The 22,602-nt window shown below is 62.6% G+C and carries 17 protein-coding genes; 11 read left to right on the top strand and 6 right to left on the bottom strand.

The annotated features are described in order from the left end of the window. Window positions 1-54: 54 nt before the first annotated feature. The 3 genes from codA to J7655_RS14295 form a co-directional block, all read right to left on the bottom strand. Window positions 55-1,290, bottom strand: coding sequence for a cytosine deaminase (gene codA / locus J7655_RS14305; protein ID WP_230925018.1), 1,236 nt, complete (start codon window positions 1,288-1,290; stop codon window positions 55-57). Between the two features lie 135 nt (window positions 1,291-1,425). Continuing rightward, a complete protein-coding gene (locus tag J7655_RS14300; protein ID WP_024307460.1) occupies window positions 1,426-1,896 on the bottom strand; it encodes a MaoC family dehydratase in 471 nt (156 codons plus the stop codon). Beyond that, window positions 1,893-2,843 (bottom strand): alpha/beta hydrolase, encoded by a 951-nt coding sequence (locus J7655_RS14295; RefSeq protein ID WP_230925017.1) that lies wholly within the window; start codon window positions 2,841-2,843, stop codon window positions 1,893-1,895. Before J7655_RS14295 ends, J7655_RS14300 begins: the two co-directional genes overlap by 4 nt. Before the next feature lie 232 nt (window positions 2,844-3,075). On the opposite strand from J7655_RS14295, the gene fadD2 reads away from it, so the two are divergent. Further along, window positions 3,076-4,764, top strand: coding sequence for a long-chain-fatty-acid--CoA ligase FadD2 (gene fadD2, locus J7655_RS14290; RefSeq protein ID WP_230925016.1), 1,689 nt, complete (start codon window positions 3,076-3,078; stop codon window positions 4,762-4,764). A 391-nt stretch (window positions 4,765-5,155) separates the two neighbouring features. Then, window positions 5,156-6,844 carry a long-chain-fatty-acid--CoA ligase FadD1 gene (gene fadD1 / locus J7655_RS14285; protein WP_230925015.1) on the top strand — a complete coding sequence of 563 codons (1,689 nt, stop codon included), beginning with the start codon at window positions 5,156-5,158 and terminating at the stop codon, window positions 6,842-6,844. 127 nt (window positions 6,845-6,971) lie between these two features. On the opposite strand, the gene J7655_RS14280 is transcribed toward fadD1, so the two are convergent. Continuing rightward, window positions 6,972-7,874 (bottom strand): DMT family transporter, encoded by a 903-nt coding sequence (locus J7655_RS14280; RefSeq protein WP_230925014.1) that lies wholly within the window; start codon window positions 7,872-7,874, stop codon window positions 6,972-6,974. Window positions 7,875-8,407: 533 nt separating this feature from the next. Between J7655_RS14280 and J7655_RS14275 the strand changes: the two genes are divergently transcribed. Beyond that, entirely contained in the window at window positions 8,408-9,712 is a 1,305-nt protein-coding gene (locus J7655_RS14275) for a CitMHS family transporter (RefSeq protein WP_230925013.1), read from the top strand. Between the two features lie 51 nt (window positions 9,713-9,763). Here the strand turns inward: J7655_RS14275 and J7655_RS14270 are convergent, their stop codons facing one another. Then, window positions 9,764-10,909, bottom strand: a complete 1,146-nt coding sequence (locus J7655_RS14270; RefSeq protein WP_230925012.1) for a GGDEF domain-containing protein — start codon at window positions 10,907-10,909, stop codon at window positions 9,764-9,766. Window positions 10,910-11,267: 358 nt separating this feature from the next. Between J7655_RS14270 and hrpA the strand changes: the two genes are divergently transcribed. From hrpA to cyoE, 8 genes are all read left to right on the top strand, one after another. Further along, window positions 11,268-15,311, top strand: a complete 4,044-nt coding sequence (gene hrpA / locus J7655_RS14265) for an ATP-dependent RNA helicase HrpA (protein WP_230925011.1) — start codon at window positions 11,268-11,270, stop codon at window positions 15,309-15,311. A 61-nt stretch (window positions 15,312-15,372) separates the two neighbouring features. Beyond that, window positions 15,373-15,636: a hypothetical protein gene (locus tag J7655_RS14260; RefSeq protein ID WP_230925010.1), complete on the top strand. Its 264-nt coding sequence runs from the start codon at window positions 15,373-15,375 to the stop codon at window positions 15,634-15,636. Then, on the top strand, window positions 15,633-16,208 hold the full coding sequence (locus J7655_RS14255) for a DUF6436 domain-containing protein (protein WP_230925009.1): 576 nt from the start codon (window positions 15,633-15,635) through the stop codon (window positions 16,206-16,208). The genes J7655_RS14260 and J7655_RS14255 overlap by 4 nt, the downstream gene beginning before the upstream one ends. Before the next feature lie 756 nt (window positions 16,209-16,964). Continuing rightward, window positions 16,965-17,882, top strand: coding sequence for a ubiquinol oxidase subunit II (cyoA, locus tag J7655_RS14250; protein WP_230925008.1), 918 nt, complete (start codon window positions 16,965-16,967; stop codon window positions 17,880-17,882). A gap of 2 nt (window positions 17,883-17,884) precedes the next feature. Then, the gene (gene cyoB, locus J7655_RS14245) at window positions 17,885-19,873 is read left to right on the top strand and encodes a cytochrome o ubiquinol oxidase subunit I (RefSeq protein ID WP_230925007.1); all 1,989 of its coding nucleotides are present in this window, start codon (window positions 17,885-17,887) and stop codon (window positions 19,871-19,873) included. A gap of 2 nt (window positions 19,874-19,875) precedes the next feature. Further along, window positions 19,876-20,502, top strand: a complete 627-nt coding sequence (gene cyoC, locus J7655_RS14240) for a cytochrome o ubiquinol oxidase subunit III (protein ID WP_072426019.1) — start codon at window positions 19,876-19,878, stop codon at window positions 20,500-20,502. Further along, window positions 20,502-20,837, top strand: a complete 336-nt coding sequence (gene cyoD / locus J7655_RS14235) for a cytochrome o ubiquinol oxidase subunit IV (RefSeq protein WP_230925006.1) — start codon at window positions 20,502-20,504, stop codon at window positions 20,835-20,837. Before cyoC ends, cyoD begins: the two co-directional genes overlap by 1 nt. After that, a complete protein-coding gene (cyoE, locus tag J7655_RS14230) occupies window positions 20,837-21,793 on the top strand; it encodes a heme o synthase (RefSeq protein WP_230925005.1) in 957 nt (318 codons plus the stop codon). Before cyoD ends, cyoE begins: the two co-directional genes overlap by 1 nt. A 148-nt stretch (window positions 21,794-21,941) precedes the next feature. On the opposite strand, the gene J7655_RS14225 is transcribed toward cyoE, so the two are convergent. Next, window positions 21,942-22,496: a nucleotidyltransferase family protein gene (locus tag J7655_RS14225; protein ID WP_230925004.1), complete on the bottom strand. Its 555-nt coding sequence runs from the start codon at window positions 22,494-22,496 to the stop codon at window positions 21,942-21,944. Between the last annotated feature and the right edge of the window lie 106 nt (window positions 22,497-22,602).

The raw sequence follows: 22,602 nt of genomic DNA, 5'->3' as shown, positions 1-22,602 counted from the left end.
TCGCGCAAGGGTGGATGAAAAAAGCGTCATCCACCCGACGACCAATGAAGGTGATCAGGCGCGCTCGATCTGCGCCGGTGTGCGGCGCATCAGCACCTTGCCGTGACGGATGGATACCAGCGCATGACCCTGGCTGCGCAGCATCTCGTAGTCGTCCGGCGCCGAGAGGATCAGCAGGTTGGCCGGGCGACCCACTTCCAGCCCATACCCTTCACCCAGGTTCAGCGCGCGCGCCGAGTTGTCGGTGATCAGGTCCAGGCAGCGCTTGAGGTCTTCGTAGCCGAGCATATGGCAGATATGCAGGCCGGCTTCGAGGATACGCAGGATGTTGCCGTTGCCCAGCGGATACCAGGGGTCGACGATCGAATCCTGGCCGAAGCAGACGTTCATCCCGGCGCGGTCGAGCTCCGCCACGCGGGTCAGGCCGCGGCGTTTCGGGTAGGTGTCGAAGCGGCCCTGCAGGTGGATGCTCTCGGTGGGGCAAGAGATGAAGCTGATACCGCTCATCTTCAGCAGGCGGAACAGCTTGGAGCAGTAGGCATTGTCGTAGGAGCCCATGGCCGTGGTGTGGCTGGCGGTGACCCGTGCGCCCATGCCGCGCACGCGGGCTTCCTCGGCCAGCACTTCGAGAAAACGCGACTGCGGGTCGTCGGTCTCGTCGCAGTGCACGTCCACCAGGCAGCCGCTGCGCTCGGCCAGGTCCATGAGAAACTTGATCGACGCCACACCCTGCTCGCGGGTGTTCTCGAAGTGCGGGATACCGCCGACCACATCGGCGCCCAGTTCGATGGCCTGTTCCATCAGTGCCCGGCCACCGGCGTAGGACTCGATGCCCTCCTGCGGGAAGGCGACGATCTGCAGATCGATCAGATGGAGGGTTTCCTCGCGCACTTCGAGCATGGCTCTGAGCGCGGCCAGGGTCGGGTCGGTGACGTCGACGTGGCTGCGCACGTGCTGGATGCCATGGTCGACCAGCATGTCGATAGTCTTCCTGGCGCGGGTCTTGGTGTCTTCATGGGTGACCAGCGCCTTGCGCTCGGCCCAGCGTTCGATGCCCTCGAACAGCGTGCCGCTCATGTTCCAGGCCGGCTCGCCAGCGGTGAGGGTGGCATCGAGGTGGATGTGCGGCTCGACGAAGGGCGGCACGACGAGATTGCCGGCTGCGTCCAGATCGCCCTCGGCGATGGGCTGCAGGGCGTGCTGGACGTCGATGGCGGCGATGCGCTGGCCGTTCAGGGTGATGCGGTGCAGGCCATCGCGGCCACGCAGGCGTGCGTTATGGATGATCATCGGATCTCCTCTCAGGCAGGCGACGACGCGATGCGGGTGTGCCTGCGTTCGTGCGACTCTTCTAGCGAGCAGCCGGTCAGCGCTTCGATCCTGGCTGGCGCGCGACCTTGAGGCCGCACACCCGCGTGCAGCGCCTCAGTTGACGGTCACCTGCGGCATCGGCGGCATGGTCACGGTCTGCTCGGCGCTGGGGGCGAGCACTTCGGCTTCGCCGTCGACCACCTGCTTGCCGTCCTGGTTGAATACGCGGGTGGCGATGCGCACGCGGTTCTTCGGCAGTTTTTCCAGCACTTCCAGCTTCACGGTGAGGGTATCGCCGAGTTTAACCGGGCGGGTGAACTTCAGTTGCTGGCCCAGGTAGATGGTGCCCGGGCCGGGCAGGTTGCAGGCGATGGCGGCGCTGATCAGCGCGCCGGTGAACATGCCGTGGGCGATGCGCTCTTTGAACATCGTCTCGGCGGCGAAGGCGGCGTCCAGGTGCACCGGGTTGTTGTCGCCGGATACCGCAGCGAACAGTTGCACGTCGCGTTCTTCGACCTGCTTTTCGAAGCTCGCCTGCTGGCCGACTTCGAGAGCTTCGTAGGGGATATTGGTGACCTGGGTCATGGACACTCCTTGATTGGGCTTCGACCCTGGCTCAGCGCCTGCTGCAGCCAGTCGATCAGGTGGGTGGTGACCTCGTCGCGATTGCTCTCGTTGAGCAGCTCATGACGGGCCTCGGGATAAATCTTCAGTTGCACGTCGCGTACGCCGCCCTCTCGCAGGGCGCCCGCCAGATCACCCAGACGCTTGCCGTCGCTGACCGGGTCGCGCGAGCCGCCGATCACCAGCAGCGGCAGGTCGGCATCGATCTGTGCGAGGTTCTCGACCGGGGTGATGTACTGCAGGCCATCGAGCAGGTCGCACCATAGCTGCGTGGTGCAGACGAAACCGCACAGCGGATCGGTCACGTATTTGTCCACTTGCGCCGCATCGCGGCTGAGCCAGTCGAAGGCCGTGCGGTTGGGTTTGAAGGCCTTGTTGAACGAGCCGAAGGAAAGAAAATCGATGACCTTGCTGCGCCCCTTCGGCCCCAGGCGCCAGCGCTCGAAGCCGGCGATCAGCCGGGCGGCTCTGTACAGCGCCACGGGTTGGTAGTTGGAGCCGGAGAGCACGGCGCCCTGCAGGCTGCAACTGTGCCCCAGCAGATAGGCCATGCCGATATAGCTGCCCATGCTGTGGCCGAACAGGAAGATCGGCGTCTGTGGGTAGCGCTGGCGGATATGGTGATTGAGCGAAGCCAGGTCACCGACCACCTTGTCCCAGCCGCCTTCGTCGGCGTAGTGGCCGAGCACGCCTTGAGTGGCGCTCTGGCCGTGGCCGCGCTGGTCCAGCGCATAGAGGTCGAAACCAGCAGCCACCAGGCTTTCGGCCAGGTGCGCATAGCGCAGGCCATGCTCGGCCATGCCATGGGACAGCATGACCACCGCGCGCGGCGGTTGATCCGCGTGCCAGTGGTTGACGTGCAGGTGCAGACTGTCCCGGGTGGCCAGGGGAAAGGTGTTGTGGCGCATGGCGAATCCTTGTGCCGGAGATTGGCGGCATTGTGCACCCAGACGGGTGACAGGCAAAGCATGGGCGAATTTCCCGTGAGTCGTAAAGATCGGTTACGAATCACTGCATTTATTACGAAATTCAGCCCATCAATGACGCCTTCGAGCTATTTGCGCCGCACCTCTAAACTGCTACTTTCCGGGCAGTCCCGCATTGCGGGCCAGATCACTTCAGGGGAAGAGGACAAGAACAATGCAACCTGATTTCTGGAATGACAAACGCGCCCCTGGCGTGCCCAACGATATCGACCTGTCCAGCTACAAGTCGGTGATCGAAGTATTCGAGCGTTCATGCAAGCGCTTTGCCGACCGCCCGGCCTTCAGCAATCTCGGTGTCACGCTGACCTATGCCGAGCTGGATCGCCTGTCGGCGGCCTTCGCCGCCTACCTGCAGAAGCACACCGACCTCAAGCCGGGTGATCGCATCGCGGTGCAGATGCCCAACGTGCTGCAGTATCCGATTGCCGTGTTCGGCGCCATGCGCGCCGGGCTGATCGTGGTCAACACCAACCCGCTGTACACCGCCCGCGAGATGCGCCACCAGTTCAAGGATGCCGGCGTACGTGCGCTGGTGTACCTGAACATGTTCGGCAAGCTGGTGCAGGAAGTACTGCCGGATACCGAGATTGACTACCTGATCGAAGCCAGGATGGGTGACCTGCTGCCAAGCCTCAAGGGCTGGCTGGTCAACACCGTGGTGAAGAAGGTCAAGAAGATGGTGCCTGACTACCATCTGCCGCAGGCCATCGCCTTCAAGCAGGTGCTCAAGCAGGGCCATGGCCAGGCGCTGACGCCGGTCAAGGCCAGCCATGACGATATCGCCGTGCTGCAGTACACCGGCGGCACCACGGGCGTGGCCAAGGGCGCCATGCTCACCCATGGCAACCTGGTGGCCAACATGTTGCAGGTCGACGCCTGCCTGTCACAGCTCGGCCCGGATGGCACGCCGCTGATGAAGCAGGGCCAGGAGATCATGATTGCGCCGCTGCCGCTCTATCACATCTATGCCTTCACCGCGAACTGCATGTGCATGATGGTCAACGGCAACCACAACGTGCTGATCACCAACCCGCGCGACATTCCCGGCTTCGTCAAGGAGCTGGGCAAGTGGAAGTTTTCCGCGCTGCTGGGTCTCAACACCCTGTTCGTTGCGCTGATGGATCACCCGGAGTTCAAGAACCTGGATTTCTCCAGTCTCAAGGTCACCAACTCCGGCGGTACCGCGCTGGTCAAGGCGACTGCCGAGCGCTGGCAGCAGATGACCGGCTGCACCGTGGTCGAAGGTTACGGCCTGACCGAGACCTCGCCGGTGGCCAGCACCAACCCCTATGGCGACAGGGCGCGCCTGGGTACGGTCGGTATTCCGGTGCCGGGCACGGCGTTCAAGGTGATCGACGACGACAGCAACGAGCTGCCGCTGGGCGAACGCGGCGAGCTGTGCATCAAAGGCCCGCAGGTGATGAAGGGCTACTGGCAACGCGAGGAGGCCACTGCCGAGGTGCTCGATGCCGAAGGCTGGTTCAAGACCGGCGACATCGCGGTGATCGACCCGGATGGCTTCGTGCGCATCGTCGACCGCAAGAAGGACATGATCATCGTCTCCGGCTTCAACGTGTACCCCAACGAGATCGAGGACGTGGTCATGGCTCACCCGAAAGTCGCCAGCTGTGCGGCCATCGGTGTGCCGGACGAAAAGTCCGGGGAAGTGGTCAAGTTGTTCGTGGTGCCGCGCGACGGCGGCGTGACCGCCGAAGAGCTCAAGGCCTACTGCAAGGAAAACTTCACCGGCTACAAGGTGCCCAAGCACATCGTCTTCAGGGATTCGCTGCCGATGACCCCGGTCGGCAAGATCCTGCGTCGCGAGCTGCGCGACATCGCCTGAGCCCAAGGCCCCTTCCCGTTGCCGGGCAGGGGCCTTCCCGCCTCTGCTGCCGCATGGCAGTCCAATTGTTGTGATTTCGTAACCACCTTCGCCCGCTCAGGCCGTTCCGGCCCTGCACCGGGTATTGATTCGCGCTAGGCTGAATGCCCTGTAACGTGCGAGTTAGAGGCCTTTCGTGCGTGCTTTCGAGTAGATGGTGCGTGTGACTAATATTTGTATATCGGTCACTTTTTAGGCTCTTTGGCCGGTTTCAGGTGCTGGTGGGCCTCTGGCAAAGCTGCTACTCTCGGCGCGCTTCCGGGCCTTGGGCCAGCGGGAAAGCGAGCTAAATACACAACAAACAACCGCCTTCGCGCGGTGAAGATCAGCTGTTGCTTAGGAGTGGGCTTCCATGACCGAACATTTCTGGAAGGACAAGTATCCCGTTGGGGTCGCTGCCGAAATCAATCCCGACCAGTACCCGAACATCCTCGCGGTACTGAAAGAGTCCTGCCAACGCTTCGCCGACAAGCCTGCTTTCAGCAACCTGGGCAAGACGCTCACCTACGGCGAGATCTACAAGCTCTCCGGTGACTTCGCCGCCTACCTGCAAAAGCACACTGATCTCAAGCCCGGCGACCGCATTGCCGTACAACTGCCCAACGTGCTGCAATATCCCGTCGTGGTATTCGGCGCCATGCGCGCCGGCCTGGTGGTGGTCAACACCAACCCGCTGTACACCGCGCGGGAAATGGAGCACCAGTTCAACGACTCCGGCGCCAAGGCGCTGATCTGCCTGGCCAACATGGCCCACCTGGCCGAGCAGGTCGTGCCCAGGACCGGCGTCAAGACCGTGATCGTCACCGAAGTCGGCGACATGCTGCCGACCTTCAAGCGTTTGCTGGTCAACGCCGTGATCAAGCACGTGAAGAAGATGGTGCCGGCCTACAACCTGCCGCAGGCGGTCAAGCTCAACGATGCCCTGGCCAAAGGCCGTGGTCAGAGCGTGGTCGAAGCCAACCCGAGCAATGCCGATATCGCCGTGCTGCAATACACCGGCGGCACCACCGGCGTGGCCAAGGGCGCCATGCTCACCCATCGCAACCTGGTCGCCAACATGCTGCAGGTCAAGGAGCTGATGGGCGCCAACCTCGATGAAGGCTGCGAAGTGCTGATCGCACCGCTGCCGCTCTATCACATCTATGCCTTCACCTTTCACTGCATGGCGATGATGCTGATCGGTGGTCACAACATTCTGCTGACCAACCCGCGCGACCTGCCGGCGGTGGTCAAGGATCTGGCCAAATACCGCTTCACCGGCTTCGTCGGCCTCAACACCCTGTTCGTCGCCCTGTGCAACAACGAAGACTTCCGCAAGCTGGACTTCTCCAGCCTGAAACTCACCGTCTCCGGCGGCATGGCCCTGCAACTGGCCACCGCCGAGCGTTGGAAGGAAGTCACCGGCTGCGCCATCTGCGAAGGCTTCGGTATGACCGAAACCAGCCCGGTGGCCACGGTCAACCCGTTCAGCGCCATCCAGCTCGGCACCATCGGCATTCCGGTGCCCTCGACCCTGTGCAAAATCATCAATGACGACGGCCAGGAGCTTCCCATCGGCGAGATCGGCGAGCTGTGCGTGAAAGGCCCGCAGGTGATGAAGGGCTACTGGCAGCGCCAGGAAGCCACCGACGAAATCCTCGATGCCGACGGCTGGCTGAAGACCGGCGACATCGGCCTGATTCAGGAAGACGGCTACCTGCGCATCGTCGACCGCAAGAAGGACATGATTCTGGTGTCCGGCTTCAACGTCTACCCGAACGAGCTGGAAGACGTCATGGCGACCCTGCCGGGCGTGCTGCAATGCGCTGCCATCGGCATCCCGGACGAGAAATCCGGCGAGGCGATCAAGGTGTTCATCGTGGTCAAACCGGGCGAGAGCCTGACCAAGGAGCAGGTGATGGAGCACATGCGCGCCAACCTCACCGGTTACAAGGTGCCCAAGGCCGTCGAGTTCCGCGACGTGCTGCCGACCACCAACGTCGGCAAGATCCTGCGCCGCGAACTGCGCGACGAAGAGCTGAAGAAACTGGGCAAGAAGTGAATCGAGCCTGTTGATGAAAACGCCACCTCCGGGTGGCGTTTTTCGTTGTATCGCCTTCCGCAGGATGCACTGCGCGCCATCGCGCCCTTGCAGGAAGCGCATCCGTGCATGCGGCGCAGCCCAGGGCTCAGCCTCTGGCCGACTTTGCCCCGCGCCAGGCCACCAGCAGCACACCGCCGACGATGCACAATGCCGCCAGCAGCATGCTCAGGCTGCCGCGCTCGCCAAGCAGGCCAATGGCGATGGCGGCGCCGACTATGGCGGCTACTGAGCCGATCTGGCTGAGGAACACGGCCCCCGCCAGTTTCTGCAGCATGAAGAACAGTGCGTAGATCATGCCGAACAGCAGCGTCTGCAGGGCCAGCAGAGCGAGTGCCGCTGTGCTGTCCAGGCGTGGTTCCAGGTGTATGCCGAACCCTGCCATGGGCACCAGCAGCAGGGCGCCGCCCAGCAGCATGCCCGGCGCCAGCGACAGCGGGCTGGCGCCATGTGGCCAGTAGCGCGAGCGGTAGATATTGCCCAGTGCCAGGAACACCGGCACGCACAACGCAGCGAGTATCCAAAGGGTCGGGCTATCGCCGCCATGCAGTTTGCCCAACGCCAGTATCAGGCTGCCGGACAGGCCGATGCAGATACCCAGCAGGCGGATGCGACTGAGTCCCTCCATGCGCAGAGCCAGGGCCAGCAGATAGGTGATCAGCGGGGGAAAGGCCAGGCACATCGAGGCGAAACCAGCGCCGACATGTCCAACGGCGCTGAACAGCAGGGCATTCGGTACCGCGATGCTGAGCAGCCCGGATGCCAGGTAGTAGCGTTGCTGAGGCAGGCTCATGCTGGGTCGCTCGCCACGTAGCCAGGCCAATAGCAACAGCAGCAAGCCGCCACCAAGCAGGCTCCAGAACAGATAGGCCAGCGGCTGCCAGCCGGCATTGCCGGCCAGCTTCACCAGATTGCTGGTCAGCCCCATCATGACGCCGATAGCCATAAGCAGCGACAAGGCAAGAAAAGGCCGAGAACGGGAGCCAGGCATGCAGCGTCTTCCTCAAGGTGGTATGCAAAACCAGGCGCAATCAATTGCCGGGCAGTGCTTTGACTGTGATCCATCGCGGATGATCCAGTAAGGCGCGCAGCGCCTGTCAGGGATCACGCGCTCATTCTACGAGGGTGCAGCCCCGGATGCCGGTGGTCTGAAAGCACCTACGTGCTGCGCGGTCAGACCCGCAACGCTTCAGCATGCATATGCTGTGTGACAGACGCGAAACGTATCCAAGGCTGAATGGTCGGGCCGGGCGCGCAGAGCGTAAATCCGCAGCATGAAATATTTTGCGACAAGCTTCGCAATGAAAGCTGCCAGAAAGCTTCTGCGCCTATGTTCTTGCCCACGGCAGGCGCAGACCTGCCACAGCGTCGTGACCGCTCTGCGGCCGACCATTACCAACAAGAACAAAACGGTATACATCCATGTCTCTGACAGGCCTTGCATTCCCTCTCTCCGTCCGTTCGTTGCCCAACCCTAGCTGACCCTCTCCAAGCCCCCAGCCGAATTCCGTCCGGAGAATCTCCATGCTCACATTCCTTGGCTTCGCCATGGTCTCGACGTTCATGTACCTGATCATGAGCAAACGCCTGTCGGCGCTGATAGCCCTGATCATCATCCCCATCCTCTTCGCTCTGATTGGTGGCTTCGCCACCCAGATCGGCCCGATGATGCTCGAAGGCATCGGCAAGCTCGCGCCCACTGGCGTGATGCTGATGTTCGCCATCCTCTACTTCGCCATCATGATCGACTCGGGACTGTTCGATCCACCCGTGCGCCTGATCCTCAAGCTGGTCAAGGGCGACCCGCTGAAAGTCGCGGTCGGCACCGTGGCCCTGGCGCTGATCGTCTCGCTCGATGGCGACGGTTCGACCACCTACATGATCTGCGTCGGCGCCATGCTGCCGCTGTACAGCCGCCTGAAGATGAGCCCGACCATCATGGCCGGCCTGATCATCATGGCCGGCGGCATCATGAACATGACCCCCTGGGGCGGCCCGACTGCCCGCGCTGCCAGCGCCCTGCACGTCGACCCGTCGGACGTCTTCGTGCCGATGATTCCGGGCATGATCGTCGGCGCCATTGCGCTGTTTGGCGTGGCCTATCTCTACGGTCTGCGTGAGCGCAAACGCCTGGGCGTGTTGCACCTGCCAGACGACCAGAGCGTCCGCGAAGAAATCAGCGTGTCGCAGTTCCCCGAGGCGCGCCGGCCGAAGCTGTTATGGATCAACGCCATCCTCACCGTGGTGCTGATGACCGCCCTGATCGCCGGCCTGCTGCCAATGCCGGTGCTGTTCATGATCGCCTTCAGCATCGCCATGATCATCAACTGCCCCTGCCTGCAGCAGCAGAAGGAGCGCATCGCCGCCCATGCCGGCAACGTCCTGGCGGTGGTCGGGCTGATCTTCGCGGCCGGTATCTTCACCGGCATTCTCAGCGGTACCGGCATGGTCGAGGCCATGTCCAAGAGCCTGCTGGCGGTCATCCCCGACGCGCTCGGCCCTTACCTGGCGGTGATCACCGCACTGGTGAGCATGCCGTTCACCTTCTTCATGTCCAACGATGCCTTCTACTACGGCATCCTGCCGGTGCTCAACCAAGCCGCCTCCAGCTACGGCATCAGCGCCGTGGAAATGGCCCGCGCGTCCATCGTCGGCCAGCCGGTGCACCTGCTCAGCCCGCTGGTGCCCTCGACTTACCTGCTGATCGGCCTGGCCAAGATCGAATTTGGCGACCTGCAACGCTTTACCCTCAAATGGGCGGTGATGGTGTGCATGGTCATCCTGGCGGCGGCCTTGCTGCTGGGCGTGTTCCCCCTGATCAGCCGCTGACGGGTCGCGGCCTGCCTGAACACGAACGCCCGCCTATGCGGGCGTTCCTGCTCAGGCGAGGCCGCCGTGCACCTGATTACGGCCATTGGACTTTGCCTGGTACATGGCCGCATCGGCTTGAGTCAGCAGGGCCGTGGCGTCGGGGCAGGCCGTGTCCGCTTCGGCAACCCCGATGCTGATGGTCACATTCAACGTGCTGTCGTTGATCGGCAGCACGATGGCCTGTATGGCCAGGCGCAGCTTTTCAGCGATCGCCAATGCTTCATGCCGCTCCGTGCCGGCAAGCAGCACTGCAAACTCCTCGCCGCCCAGTCGGCCGCAGAGGTCGGTTTCGCGCAAGGTTGCCTGCAGCCGTGTCGCCACTGCGTGCAGCACCCGGTCCCCCGCAGCATGACCGTGAGTGTCGTTGATCTGTTTGAAGTGATCGATGTCGAGCATCAGCGCGCAGAGCAGTAAACCGTGGCGGCGGGTGTAGGCGAACATCGCATCGGCCTGTTCCTTGAAGGCGCGCAGGTTGTTCAGCCCGGTCAGCTCGTCGGTGCGCGCGGCGTTGCTGGCGATGCGGTGCTGGATCTCCAGTTCGCGGCGCAGCCGCAGCAGAGAGCCCAGTGCATCGGACAGCTCGCGGGTGGCGCGCATGACGAAGATGGAAAAGGCCAGGGTGGTCACGGCCAGCAGCCGTTGTTCGTTGCCCGGTTCGGTGAGCAGCCACAGCGTTGTGGGCAGCAGCACCAGCCCCACGGCGGCCAGGGTCATGGAGCGATAAGCCGAATAGGCCGAAATGGCACTGCCGGCCATGCCGATCGCAAAAAACAGGGTCATGACCTGTGACAGCAGACTGTCGCGGGACATCAGCAGAAAAGCGCCGATGCCCCAGATTGCGGACGTGATTACCAGCGTCACCCAATACACGCCTTCCCAGCGGGCAGGCGTGCGGTTGTGCGGGGCGCTGCGGTGGTAAGCCCAGAACAGACTGAGCCGAACCATGCCGGCCAGGCACAGGGCAATGAGCCAGGGGGCGATAACGGCGCGGTTGCCCAGATCATGCTGCAACCAGGACAACACCGTTGCTCCCCCCACACTGCCAAATGTGGCGAGGAAAGACTGGCGAAACAGCAGTTGCAGCCGGTCGGTGCGTACCTGCAGGGCAACCGAACTGCTGGAGGGAGACTCAGGCAAGGGAGGCGGAAGAGGCATGAGCCACCTAAGGTCTGGGTTAAGGGCAGGCTTCAGTCGGCCCCCGTGAGCGAAACGAAAGACTTGCGTGAGATATTAGGCTGCCCGGCCAGACGCCGGAAGTGAAACCTGAAAAAGCACATAGTCTCGCTCCTCCCAAACCCTGGAAATGCTGTGGGCGCTCCCAAGCGTGGAGACTGACCGAATCGCACCGATGACGCATTCAGGTTTCAATAGCGGGTCTGAAACAGCCCGGTTATGGCCGAAAACCGCCGTGCTATTACGCCCTAACCTCGCGCTCTTCCACTGCGTTACGGCCTGCCCGCCATGAGCCGTAATCTGCGACAATCCCGCCTTTGCCCTGATTGCCTCGATCCAGATGACTGACCTCGCCACGCTGCAGAAGAAACTCGACCACGTCATGATCGCCGAGCGCCATCGCTTGCGCCGGCAGTTGCATGAGCTGCAGAAGCACCCCGACGAGGCCAAGCTGGCGCAGTGGTTGGCGCGTTTCCAGGCGGCCAGCGACAAGGTGGCGGCGCGGCGCAGCAGCATCCCGGCGATGCGTTACGACGATGCGCTGCCGATTGCCGCCAAGCGTGACGAGATCAAGGCCGCGCTGGAGAAGAGCCAGGTGGTGGTGATCGCCGGTGAGACCGGTTCGGGCAAGACCACGCAGTTGCCGAAGATCTGCCTGGAGATCGGTCGGGGCGTGCATGGCCTGATCGGTCATACCCAGCCGCGCCGTTTGGCGGCGCGTAGCGTGGCGACGCGGGTGGCGGAAGAGATCGGCACGCCGCTGGGTGAGCTGGTCGGCTATCAGGTGCGGTTCGAGGATCAGAGCAAGGACGGCACGCTGATCAAGCTGATGACCGACGGCATCCTGCTCGCCGAAACCCAGCACGACCGCTTTCTGGAAAAATACGACACCATCATCGTCGACGAGGCGCACGAACGCAGCCTCAACATCGACTTCCTGCTCGGCTACCTGAAGACCCTGCTGCCGCGCCGCCCGGATCTGAAGCTGATCATCACCTCGGCGACCATCGATCTGGAGCGCTTTTCCAAGCATTTCAACGACGCGCCGATCATCGAGGTGTCCGGTCGCACCTATCCGGTGGAAACCTGGTATCGCCCGCTGGCGGCCGAGGTGGACGAGGAGGGCGAGCGTCTGCTCGATGACCTGTCCATCGACCAGGGCATTCTCGCTGCGCTGGACGAGATCGCCGAGCACGAGCGCAGCGTGGGCCAGCGTCCTGGCGACGTGCTGGTGTTCCTGCCCGGCGAGCGCGAGATTCGCGAGGCCGCCGAGGTGCTGCGCAAGGCCAATCTGCGTTTTACCGAGGTGCTGCCGCTGTATGCGCGGCTGACGCCGGCCGAGCAGCAGAAAATTTTTGCGCCCATGCCGGGGCGCAAGATCGTGCTGGCCACCAACGTCGCCGAGACCTCGCTGACCGTGCCGGGCATCCGCTATGTGATCGATTCGGGGACGGCCAGGATCAGCCGCTACAGCTACCGCGCCAAGGTGCAGCGCCTGCCCATCGAGCCGGTGTCGCAGGCCAGCGCCAACCAGCGCAAGGGCCGTTGCGGGCGGGTCGAGCCGGGCATCTGCATTCGTCTGTACAGCGAGGAGGATTTTCTCGGGCGCCCTGAATTCACCGACCCGGAGATTCTGCGTACCAACCTCGCGGCGGTAATCCTGCAGATGCTGCACCTGCGCCTGGGCAGCATCGAGGACTTTCCCTTTATCGAGCCGCCAGACGGCAAGGCCATCAGCGACGGCTTCAACCTGTTGCAGGAGCTGTCGGCGGTCAACCGCGAAAGCCAGCTCACGCCCATCGGTCGGCAATTGGCGCGCCTGCCCATCGACCCGCGCCTGGGGCGCATGGTGCTGGAAGGTGCCAAGCAGGGCAGCCTGGAGGAAATCCTCATTGTCGCCGCCGCGCTGTCGGTGCAGGACCCGCGCGAACGACCGATGGATCGCCAGCAGGCTGCCGACCAGGCCCATGCGCAGTGGAAGGATGTGGATTCGGACTTCGCCGCGCTGATCAACCTGTGGCGCGGCTTCGAGGAGAAGCGCCAGGAGCTGGGCAGCAACCCGCTGCGTACCTGGTGCAAGAAGAACTTCCTCAACTACATGCGCCTGCGCGAATGGCGCGATGCGCACCGGCAATTGGTGTTGATCGCCCGTGAACTGCAGTTGAGCGGCAATGCTTCCCGTAGGAGCCCGCTTGCGGGCGATGATGGTCAGGCGGATCGCCCGCAAGCGGGCTCCTACAAAGAATCGGTTGTCCCTACCAAGGATACCCGCGTCAACGCCATCGCCCGTCAGCAGGCCGAGGCCAGTGAGGCAGCGGTGCGGGCGAAGAACTACGCCGCCGTGCACAAGGCGATTCTCGCCGGCCTGCTCAGCCAGATCGGCCAGAAGACCGAGGAGGGCGACTACCTCGGCGCGCGCCAGCGGCGTTTCTGGATTCACCCGTCGAGCGTGATCGGGCGCAAGAAGCCCAACTGGATCATGGCCGCCGAGCTGGTGGAAACCACCAAGCTGTTCGCCCGCATGGTGGCGAAGATCGAGCCGGACTGGATCGAGCCGCTGGCGGCGCATCTGGTGAAGAAGAACCATCTGGAACCGCACTGGGAGAAGAAGCGCGGCCAGGTGGTGGCGTACGAGCAGGTCACCCTGTACGGCATGATCATCGTCGGCCGCCGCCCGGTGCATTACGGCCCCATCGACCCGCCGGTGGCGCGCGAGATGTTCATTCGCGAGGGCCTGGTGCGTGGCGAGATCAACAGCCGCGTGCGCTGCCTGACCGCCAACCGCCAGTTGCTCGAACGCCTCGACGAGCTGGAGGCCAAGTCGCGCCGCCGCGACATTCTCGCCGACGAGGAAACCCTGTTCGGCTATTACGATGCGCGCATCCCGCAGGACATCTACCAGGCCGCCAGTTTCGAGAGCTGGTACAAGAAGGGCAGCGCCGCCGACGCGCAGCTTCTGATCATGCGCGAGGAAGATGCCCTGGCCCGCGATGCCAAGGAGGTCACCGCCGCGCAGTACCCGGACACCCTGCGCATCGGCGAGCTGCAATTGCCGCTGAGCTATCACTTCGAGCCCAACCACCCGCGTGACGGCGTGACCTTGCGCGTGCCGGCGCCGCTGTTGCCGCAACTGCAGCCCGAGCGCCTGGAATGGTTGGTGCCGGGGCTGCTGGAGGCCAAGTGCATTGCCCTGGTACGTGGCCTGCCCAAGGCGCTGCGCAAGAACTTTGTACCAGTGCCGGATTTCGTCGGCGCAGCGCTGGACAAGCTGGTGTTCGGCCAGGGCTCGCTGCCGCAGGCGCTGGGGCATGAGCTGCTACGCATGACCGGCGCACGGGTATCCGACGAGGCCTGGGCGGAAGCGGCTGAAGGCATCGAAAACCACCTGAAGATGAACATCGAGGTGGTGGATGCGCGCGGCAAGTTCCTCGGTGAAGGCCGCGACCTCGCCGAGCTGACCGCACGTTTCGCCGAGGCCAGCCAGGCCGCACTAGCCATCCCGCAGCAGAGCGACAAGCCGAAAGCGGTGGAGGCCAAGGCCTTCGCCCAGGTGGCGGAAAAGACTCAGCAGAAGATCGCCGGGCTGTCGATGACGGTCTATCCGGCGCTGGTGGAGGAGGCCGGTGTGGTCAAGGAAGGGCGCTTCCCGACCCAGGCCGAGGCCGAGTTCCAGCATCGCCGTGCTCTGCAACGCCTGCTGTTACAGCAACTGGCCGAGCAGGCCAAGTTCCTGCGCGGCAAGCTGCCGGGGCTGACCGAGCTGGGCCTGCTGTATCGCGACATTGGCCGTATCGAGGTGTTGGTCGAGGACATTCTGCTGGCCAGCCTGGATGCCTGCATCCTCGAAGGCGAAGCCACGCTGCCACGCGACGGCGCGGCCCTGGCGCAACTGGCCGAGCGCAAGCGCGGCGACTGGACGGCGCATGCCGAGCGCATCGCCCGCCAGGTGCTGGAAATCCTCAAGCTCAACCATGGCCTGCAGAAGCGCTTCAAGGGCAAGATCGACCTGGCCCAGGCCATGGCGCTCAACGACATCAAGCTGCAACTGGCCAATCTGGTCTATGCCGGCTTCGTGCGCGAAACGCCGGGCGAGTGGCTCAAGGAAATCCCGCGTTACCTCAAGGCCATCGAGCAGCGCCTGGACAAGGTGGGCGCTCAGGTGCAGCGCGACCGCGTGTGGACGGGCGAGCTCACAGGCTACTGGGAACAGTACAAGACGCGCACTGCCAAACATGCCCAGGAAGGCAAGCGTGACCCGCAACTCACGCTGTATCGCTGGATGCTGGAGGAGTACCGCGTGTCGCTGTTCGCCCAGCAACTGGGCACGAAGATGGCGGTATCGGACAAACGCCTGAGCAAGCAGTGGACGCTGGTTGAAGGTTGATGATCGGCGCTCGCCCCGGTACTGGGGCGAGCCCCACTGATGAATGCGGAAACCGAGATAAATGAGCGCAAGTGAAGAAAACTCTGGGCTGGGGCGCCGAGGCTGCCTGGGCCTGTTTCTGACCGGCCTGGCCTTTGTCGTGCTGATTTTCGCCGGGCTGATCTACATCATGACCCGCCCGCAGGACGCCGAGATCGAAGCTGGCGAGCGCGCGGCCATCGAGGCCTGCTGGAAGAGCGCGCAGGCCACCGAGCGCAGTTTCACCGAGGAAAGTTGCCAGGAGATGGAGAAGCAGTTCCTGCGCAAGTTCGGCCATCAGCCATGAACCTGCTGCAACGCCTGAGCTTCAAGCACTTGGTGGTGGGCTTCTGCGTGTTGGCGCTTGGCCTGGTGGTGCTGATCTGGTGGCTCAGCGGCGCGGCGTATCTGCGGCCCTATGCCGAGCAGACGGTGATCTTCGGTCAGGGCGAGTTGAAGCTGCCGCCTGAACTGGCTGGCCCTGGCCCGATTCGTGTGGTGCATTTCTGGGATCCGAACTGCCCCTGCAACGCGGAAACCGACGCGCACCTGCGCTATCTGATCGGCCTGCATCGCAATGCTGATGTGGTGTTCTACAGCGTGCAGAGGCCGGGCAGCACAGGTGAGATCGCGCCGTTCCTGCGCGGGCGGATGAAGCCCTTGCCGGGGATCGAGGGCATGGAATCGCTGCCGGCCAGCCCGGCCCTAGCGATCTGGGATCGCGACGGCAAGCTGGCTTATGCCGGGCCTTACAGTGAGGGGTTGGTGTGCAACTCCAGCAACAGCTTTGTCGAGCCCGTGCTCGATGCGCTGACTCAGGGGCGTCAGGTGTCGCTGGCCAGCGGGTTGGCGGTGGGGTGTTATTGCGCCTGGAAGTAGTGAAGTAGGCTGATCTGCCCGCAGGCGCCTCGCTTACCCGGATGTTTGACCGTCTTGGCGAGCGCTCTGTGTAGGAGCCCCGCCTCGGGGCGAAGCGCTCGCCTGGATGACCGGGGTTGTGGTCGATTCGCCGCGAGGGCGCGGCTCCCACAGGATGGTCGCATGTCCGGGGTTTCAGTTGCGTAGCCCGGATGCAATCCGGGGCACATATCGAATCGTTCCGGGTTGTATGTGGTTTAGGTGAAGCTATCGCGGCCACGCTCGATTGCCCCGGATTGCATCCGGGCTACAACAACCAACTGTCCTCTGCCTCTCCTTGACCCCGCTCTGCGCTCGGCTTTTGCGCATCTTGAAAACTCGAAATCTCCTAAATGTCAAGACAGTTGTGCTATTAGGGTGAGGGCATCTTTTCTTGCATTGATTCCTGTCAATTTGCTGACAAATAGCTCTAAAACGGGGCTGTGATCATTTGTCGCACCCCTGCGAATCTTTGCCGGGTTCTTGTCGCAAAGTGTTTCAAATCATTGCTTAAATGTTTTGAAACATCTGGAAACAAGGCTGTAAGTTCGCTCATAAGTAGGCCGCTAATGAATTGTGCGGCGCAGTCATAGCCTTCACCATCGCGCTATCCCTCGGTTCTACCGCTTCGCTTGCATGGATGCTCAAGCTCAGAGTTTCCGCTGCCGGCCTTTTACTCGATGGGCCGCACGGCGAGCGAAGCCGGCTGTGGGACATCACTCAGTTGAAGGTCGTGACATGAAAGAAGAGAAATACCATCGTTGTGTGCGCTGGCTGGTGATGGCGATTGCCTTCTCGGCGCTCGGTGGATGTGACTGGGCACTGTTCAACTCGAAAGGGCAGGTCGGTGTCGAGCAGGGCAACCTCATCCTGATCTCCATTGGTCTCATGCTGATCGTGGTCATTCCCGTGATCGTCATGACCTTCTGGTTTGGCTGGCGTTATCGCGAGTCGAACGAGAAGGCCACCTACATGCCCGACTGGGCACATTCGCACAAGATCGAACTGGTCGTCTGGGGCGTTCCGCTGATCATCGTCGCGGTTCTGGCGGTCATCATCTGGCAAACCTCGCATTCGCTCGACCCCTATCGCCCGATCGAATCAGACAAGCCGGCGCTGAACATCGAGGTGGTCTCGCTCGACTGGAAATGGCTGTTCATCTACCCGGACCAGGGCGTTGCCGTGGTCAATGAGCTGGTGATTCCGGAGAAGACCCCGGTGACCTTCCACATCACCTCCGACACGGTGATGAACGCGCTGTCGATCCCGCAACTCGGCGGGATGATCTACGCCATGGGCGGCCAGCGCACCCACCTCAACCTGATCGCCAACGAGCAGGGCGAGTTCTTCGGCCAGTCCGGCAACTTCAGCGGCGAAGGCTTCTCGGCCATGCGCTTCACCACCCACTCGGTCAGCGATGAAGGCTTCGCGCAGTGGGTCGACAAGGTCAAGCAGTCGCCCGAGGTCATGGACTTCGCCGCCTTCAAGCAGGTGGGCGAGCCAGGCGAGATGGTCCATCACCGTTACCCGATCTACCCGATCCGTTACTTCGGCCAGGTCGAGGCGAACCTGTTCAACAAGGTGATCGGGCAGTACGTGACCCTGAAAGATTCCCACAGCACGGCCATGCACGAAGCAGCGGAGGTGCAGGAGTGAATATGTTTGGAAAACTGACTCTGGACGCGATTCCGTACCACGAGCCAATCATCATGATCACCCTCGCCATTGTGGCGCTGGGTGGTCTGGGGCTGTTCGCGGCGGTGACCTACTTCAAGAAGTGGGGCTATCTGTGGCGCGAGTGGCTCACCTCGGTGGACCACAAGAAAATCGGCGTGATGTACATCCTCGTTGCGCTGGTCATGCTGGTGCGTGGCTTCGCCGACGCCATCATGATGCGTACCCACCTGGCGATGGCCCACGGTGACGGGCAGGGCTACCTGCCGCCCGAGCACTACGACCAGATCTTCACCGCGCACGGCATCATCATGCTGATCTTCGTGGCCATGCCCTTGGTCACCGGCCTGATGAACATCGTCGTGCCGCTGCAGATCGGCGCGCGTGACGTGGCCTTCCCCTATCTGAACTCGCTGAGCTTCTGGCTGTTCGTCGGCGGCGCGCTGCTGATCAACCTGTCGCTGGGCCTGGGCGAGTTCGCCAAGACCGGCTGGGTGGCTTATCCGCCACTGTCAGGGATTCAGTACAGTCCCGGCGTGGGGATGGATTACTACATCTGGAGCATGCAGCTATCAGGCTTGGGCACGACGCTGACCGGGGTCAACTTCATCGCCACCATTCTCAAGATGCGCGCACCGGGCATGAGCCTGATGAAGATGCCGATCTTTACCTGGACCATCCTCATCACCTGTGCCCTGATCTGTGGCGCCTTCCCTCCGCTGACCGCTGCTTTGGCGATGCTGTCGCTCGACCGTTATCTGGATTTCCACTTCTTCACCAGTGAGCTGGGTGGCAACCCGATGATGTACGTCAACCTGTTCTGGATCTGGGGTCACCCGGAGGTGTACATCCTGATCCTGCCGGCGTTCGGCGTGTTCTCCGAAGTGGTGGCGACCTTCTCGCGCAAGACCCTGTTCGGTTATGCCTCGATGGTGTGGGCGACCGCGGCCATCGGCGTGCTGTCGTTCGTGGTGTGGTTGCACCACTTCTTCACCATGGGCTCGGGTGCCAGCGTCAACGCCTTCTTCGGCATCATGACCTCGATCATCGCGATCCCGACCGGAGTGAAGATCTTCACCTGGCTGTTCACCATCTTCCGTGGCCGTCTGCAACTGAACGCCATGACCTGGATGACCCTGGGCTTCCTCGTGACCTTCTCCATCGGCGGCATGACCGGCGTGTTGATGGCGGTGCCGGCGGCGGACTTCGTGCTGCACAACAGCCTGTTTTTGATCGCCCACTTCCACAACGTGATCATCGGCGGTGCGGTGTTCGGCTACCTGGCCGGCATCATCTACTGGTTCCCGAAAGCCTTCGGCTTCAAGCTGCTCGACCGCTTCGGCCGTTACTCCTTCTGGTGCTGGCTGCTGGGCTTCTACTTCGCCTTCATGCCGCTGTACGTGCTGGGCTTCATGGGCATGACCCGTCGCCTCAACCACTTCGACAACCCGGCCTGGGTGCCATGGGTGCAGGTGGCCGTGGTCGGTGCGGTGCTGATCGGTATCGGCATCGTCTTCACCGTGGTGCAGTTCGTCACCAGCTACATCAAGCGCAAGGACAACGTCGACGTCACCGGCGACCCGTGGGATGGCCGCACCCTGGAGTGGGCAACGTCCTCGCCGCCACCGTTCTACAACTTCGCGGTCATCCCGACGGCGGACAAGATCGACGCCTTCTATGAGGCGAAGAAGAACGGTGTCGAGCTGATGCCAGCGCCGGAGCACTACGAGCCGATCCACATGCCGAAGAACACCGGCAATGGCCTGATCGTCTCGGCGTTTGTCATCGCCTTCGGCTTCGCCATGATCTGGCACATCTGGTGGCTCGCCATCGCCGGTCTGGTCGGCGCTGTGGTCAGCTTCATCGTGCGTTCCTACGACGAAGACATCGACTACTACGTGCAGCCCGAAGAGATCGCGCGGATCGAGCAGGCGCACCACCAAACCAAAGCCAACGCAGTCGTACAGGCCTAACCATGACCGCTTACGAACCCCATTTTCCACATGACGCTCATGGCCACGGCCATGAGCACCACCACGACACCAGTGGAATCAAGCTGTTCGGCTTCTGGGTTTACCTGATGACCGACCTGCTGATCTTCGCCACGGTGTTCGCCACCTTCGCGGTGCTGAGCAACTCCTTCGCCGGTGGCCCCACCGCGAAGGAAATGCTCAGGCCGGGCCTGCATCTGGTGCTGGTGGAAACCTTCGCGCTGCTGTTCTCCAGTATCACCTACGGCATGGCCATGCTCGCCACCTACCGTGGCGACAAGGGCGCGGTGCTGCGCTGGCTGGGCATCACCTTCCTGTTCGGTGCGGCCTTCATCAGCATCGAGCTGTACGAGTTCCGCCACCTGATCCATGAAGGTGCCGGGCCTCAGGTCAGCGCCTACTGGTCGGCGTTCTTCACCCTGGTCGGCACCCACGGCCTGCACGTCAGTGCCGGTTTGCTGTGGATGCTGGTGCTGATGTTCCAGGTTGGCAGCCGTGGCCTGACCGACACCAACAAGACCCGCGTCGGGCTGCTCAGCCTGTTCTGGCACTTCCTCGACGTGGTGTGGATCTGCGTGTTTACCGTCGTCTACCTGATGGGGGTGCTGTAATGGCTCACCAAGACAATCACGCCGCTCACGCTGTGGGCTTCAAGGATTACCTGATTGGTTTCATCCTGTCGGTGATCCTCACCGTGATCCCTTTCATGCTGGTCATGCATCCTGACGTGCTGGGCCTGAGCCGTGGCGCAACCCTGATCACTGTGGTGCTGTTCGGCCTGGCGCAGGTGCTCGTCCACCTCGTGTACTTCCTGCACATGAAGACCGACGCGGAAGGCCGCTGGAACGTCGTTTCGATGATCTTCACCGTGTTGATCATCGCGTTCGTGGTCGGCCTGTCGGTCTGGATCATGTGGAGCATGCACTATCACATGATGATCAACTGATGCTGGCGCTCCTGAAGCAGTACCTTAACCTCGCCAAGCCGGGCATCGTCTTCGGCAATCTGATTTCCGTGACGGGTGGTTTCTTCCTGGCTTCGCGTGGCGATGCCGACCTGGCGCTGTTCCTCGCGACAGCGCTGGGGGTTTCCCTGGTGATCGCCTCAGGCTGCGTGTTCAACAACTACATCGATAGGGACATTGACCAGAAGATGGAGCGCACCCGTAACCGGGTGCTGGCGCAGGGGTTGGTGTCCCCTGTGCACGCCATCGTCTATGCCTGCGTGCTCGGGGTAGCGGGGGTGGCGTTGCTGTACGCCGCCACCAACACCCTGGCGGTGATGCTGGTGCTGATGGGTTTCATGGTCTATGTCGGCCTCTACAGCCTGTGGCTCAAGCGTGGCTCGGTGTACGGCACCCTGGTCGGCAGCCTGTCCGGGGCGGCGCCGCCCGTGGTCGGCTACTGCGCGGTGAGCAACGAGTTCGATGCTGGCGCGGCCATCCTGTTGTTGATCTTCAGCCTGTGGCAGATGCCGCATTCCTATGCCATCGCCATCTTCCGTTTCAATGACTACCAGGCCGCGAACATTCCGGTGCTGCCCGTCATCAAGGGGATCTCGGCTGCCAAGCGGCAGATCGTGCTGTACATCGCCGCCTTCGTGGTCGCGACCCTGATGCTGACGCTCAGCGGCTACGCCGGTTACAGCTACTTCGTGGTCGCCGCGCTGAGCGGTGCCTACTGGCTGTGGATGGGCGTATCGGGCTACAAGGCCGTCGATGATCGAGTGTGGGCGCGCAAGCTGTTCACCTTCTCCATCGTCACCATCACCATGCTCAGCGTGATGATGTCGGTGGATTTCATCTCCTCGCCCGAGCAGGTATTGGTGACTTCCATCAATCACCTGTGCAGCCAGTTCGCCGGCAGCGCGCAGGGCTTCTGCGCGGTGGTCGCCGGTATCTGACCTTGGCTCTGTGGGAGAGGCTTCAGCCTCGATTGTCGCCGCTGAAGCGCCTCGCACGGAACCACGCCTTATCGACCGTAGGAGCCCCGCCCCGGGGCGAAGCTTTGCTGACACCTGCCAGTCTGTCGCTACTGAAGCCCGATCTACCCTACGCAATCACCTGCAACTTTGGCCAGGTGGCCAGCCAGTTCTTGTCATGCAGGCGCTGTTGGTAGATCTGACTCTTCTCGTTCTGAAAGCGCCCGGCCGGGCGCACGATAAGGCCGAACAGATCCTCAAGGCCGAGCGGCGCGGCGACTTCCAGCCTGTCTTGTTCATCGAGCCTTACGGCCACCGCCGTCGCGGTTTCCGGCCAATGCCGCATCGCTTCGGTAGCCGAGGCGTAAGGCGCATCGCCATTGCGCAGATGCATGCGCGCTTGATTCTTCACCGACCACTGCAGCGATTCGTCTCTGTGGCGCAGGATCGTCTCCAGTTCAGCGTCGCGAGCGGGGGCGGTTTGGCTGCGGTCGAACCAGATCACGTCGATATCTTCCGGCAGCGGGGATGGTGTGCGTTGGTGCAGGTGATCCCAGACTGCGCTGCGCACGAAACCAGCGGCCACCCAGCAATCGGGCAGGTCGAGCTCGCGCACCTGCTGCAGGATGCGCAGACGCTGTGGGTCGCTGGCAATGAGTATCTGGAGTTGAGCGGCGAGATTCATGTGCGCAGCCTATCAGCGGTGCCCGTTGCTTGCCTGCTCAGTTCATCCAGCGCTTCTGGCCTGCTTCCAGATCACGCAGCCTGCTGAATCGCATGGCACTGATACT

This window comes from Pseudomonas wenzhouensis (assembly GCF_021029445.1).
Classification (GTDB): domain Bacteria; phylum Pseudomonadota; class Gammaproteobacteria; order Pseudomonadales; family Pseudomonadaceae; genus Aquipseudomonas; species Aquipseudomonas wenzhouensis.
The sequence above is the reverse complement of the archived record's forward strand: the minus strand, read 5'-3'. Positions and strand labels throughout refer to the sequence as shown.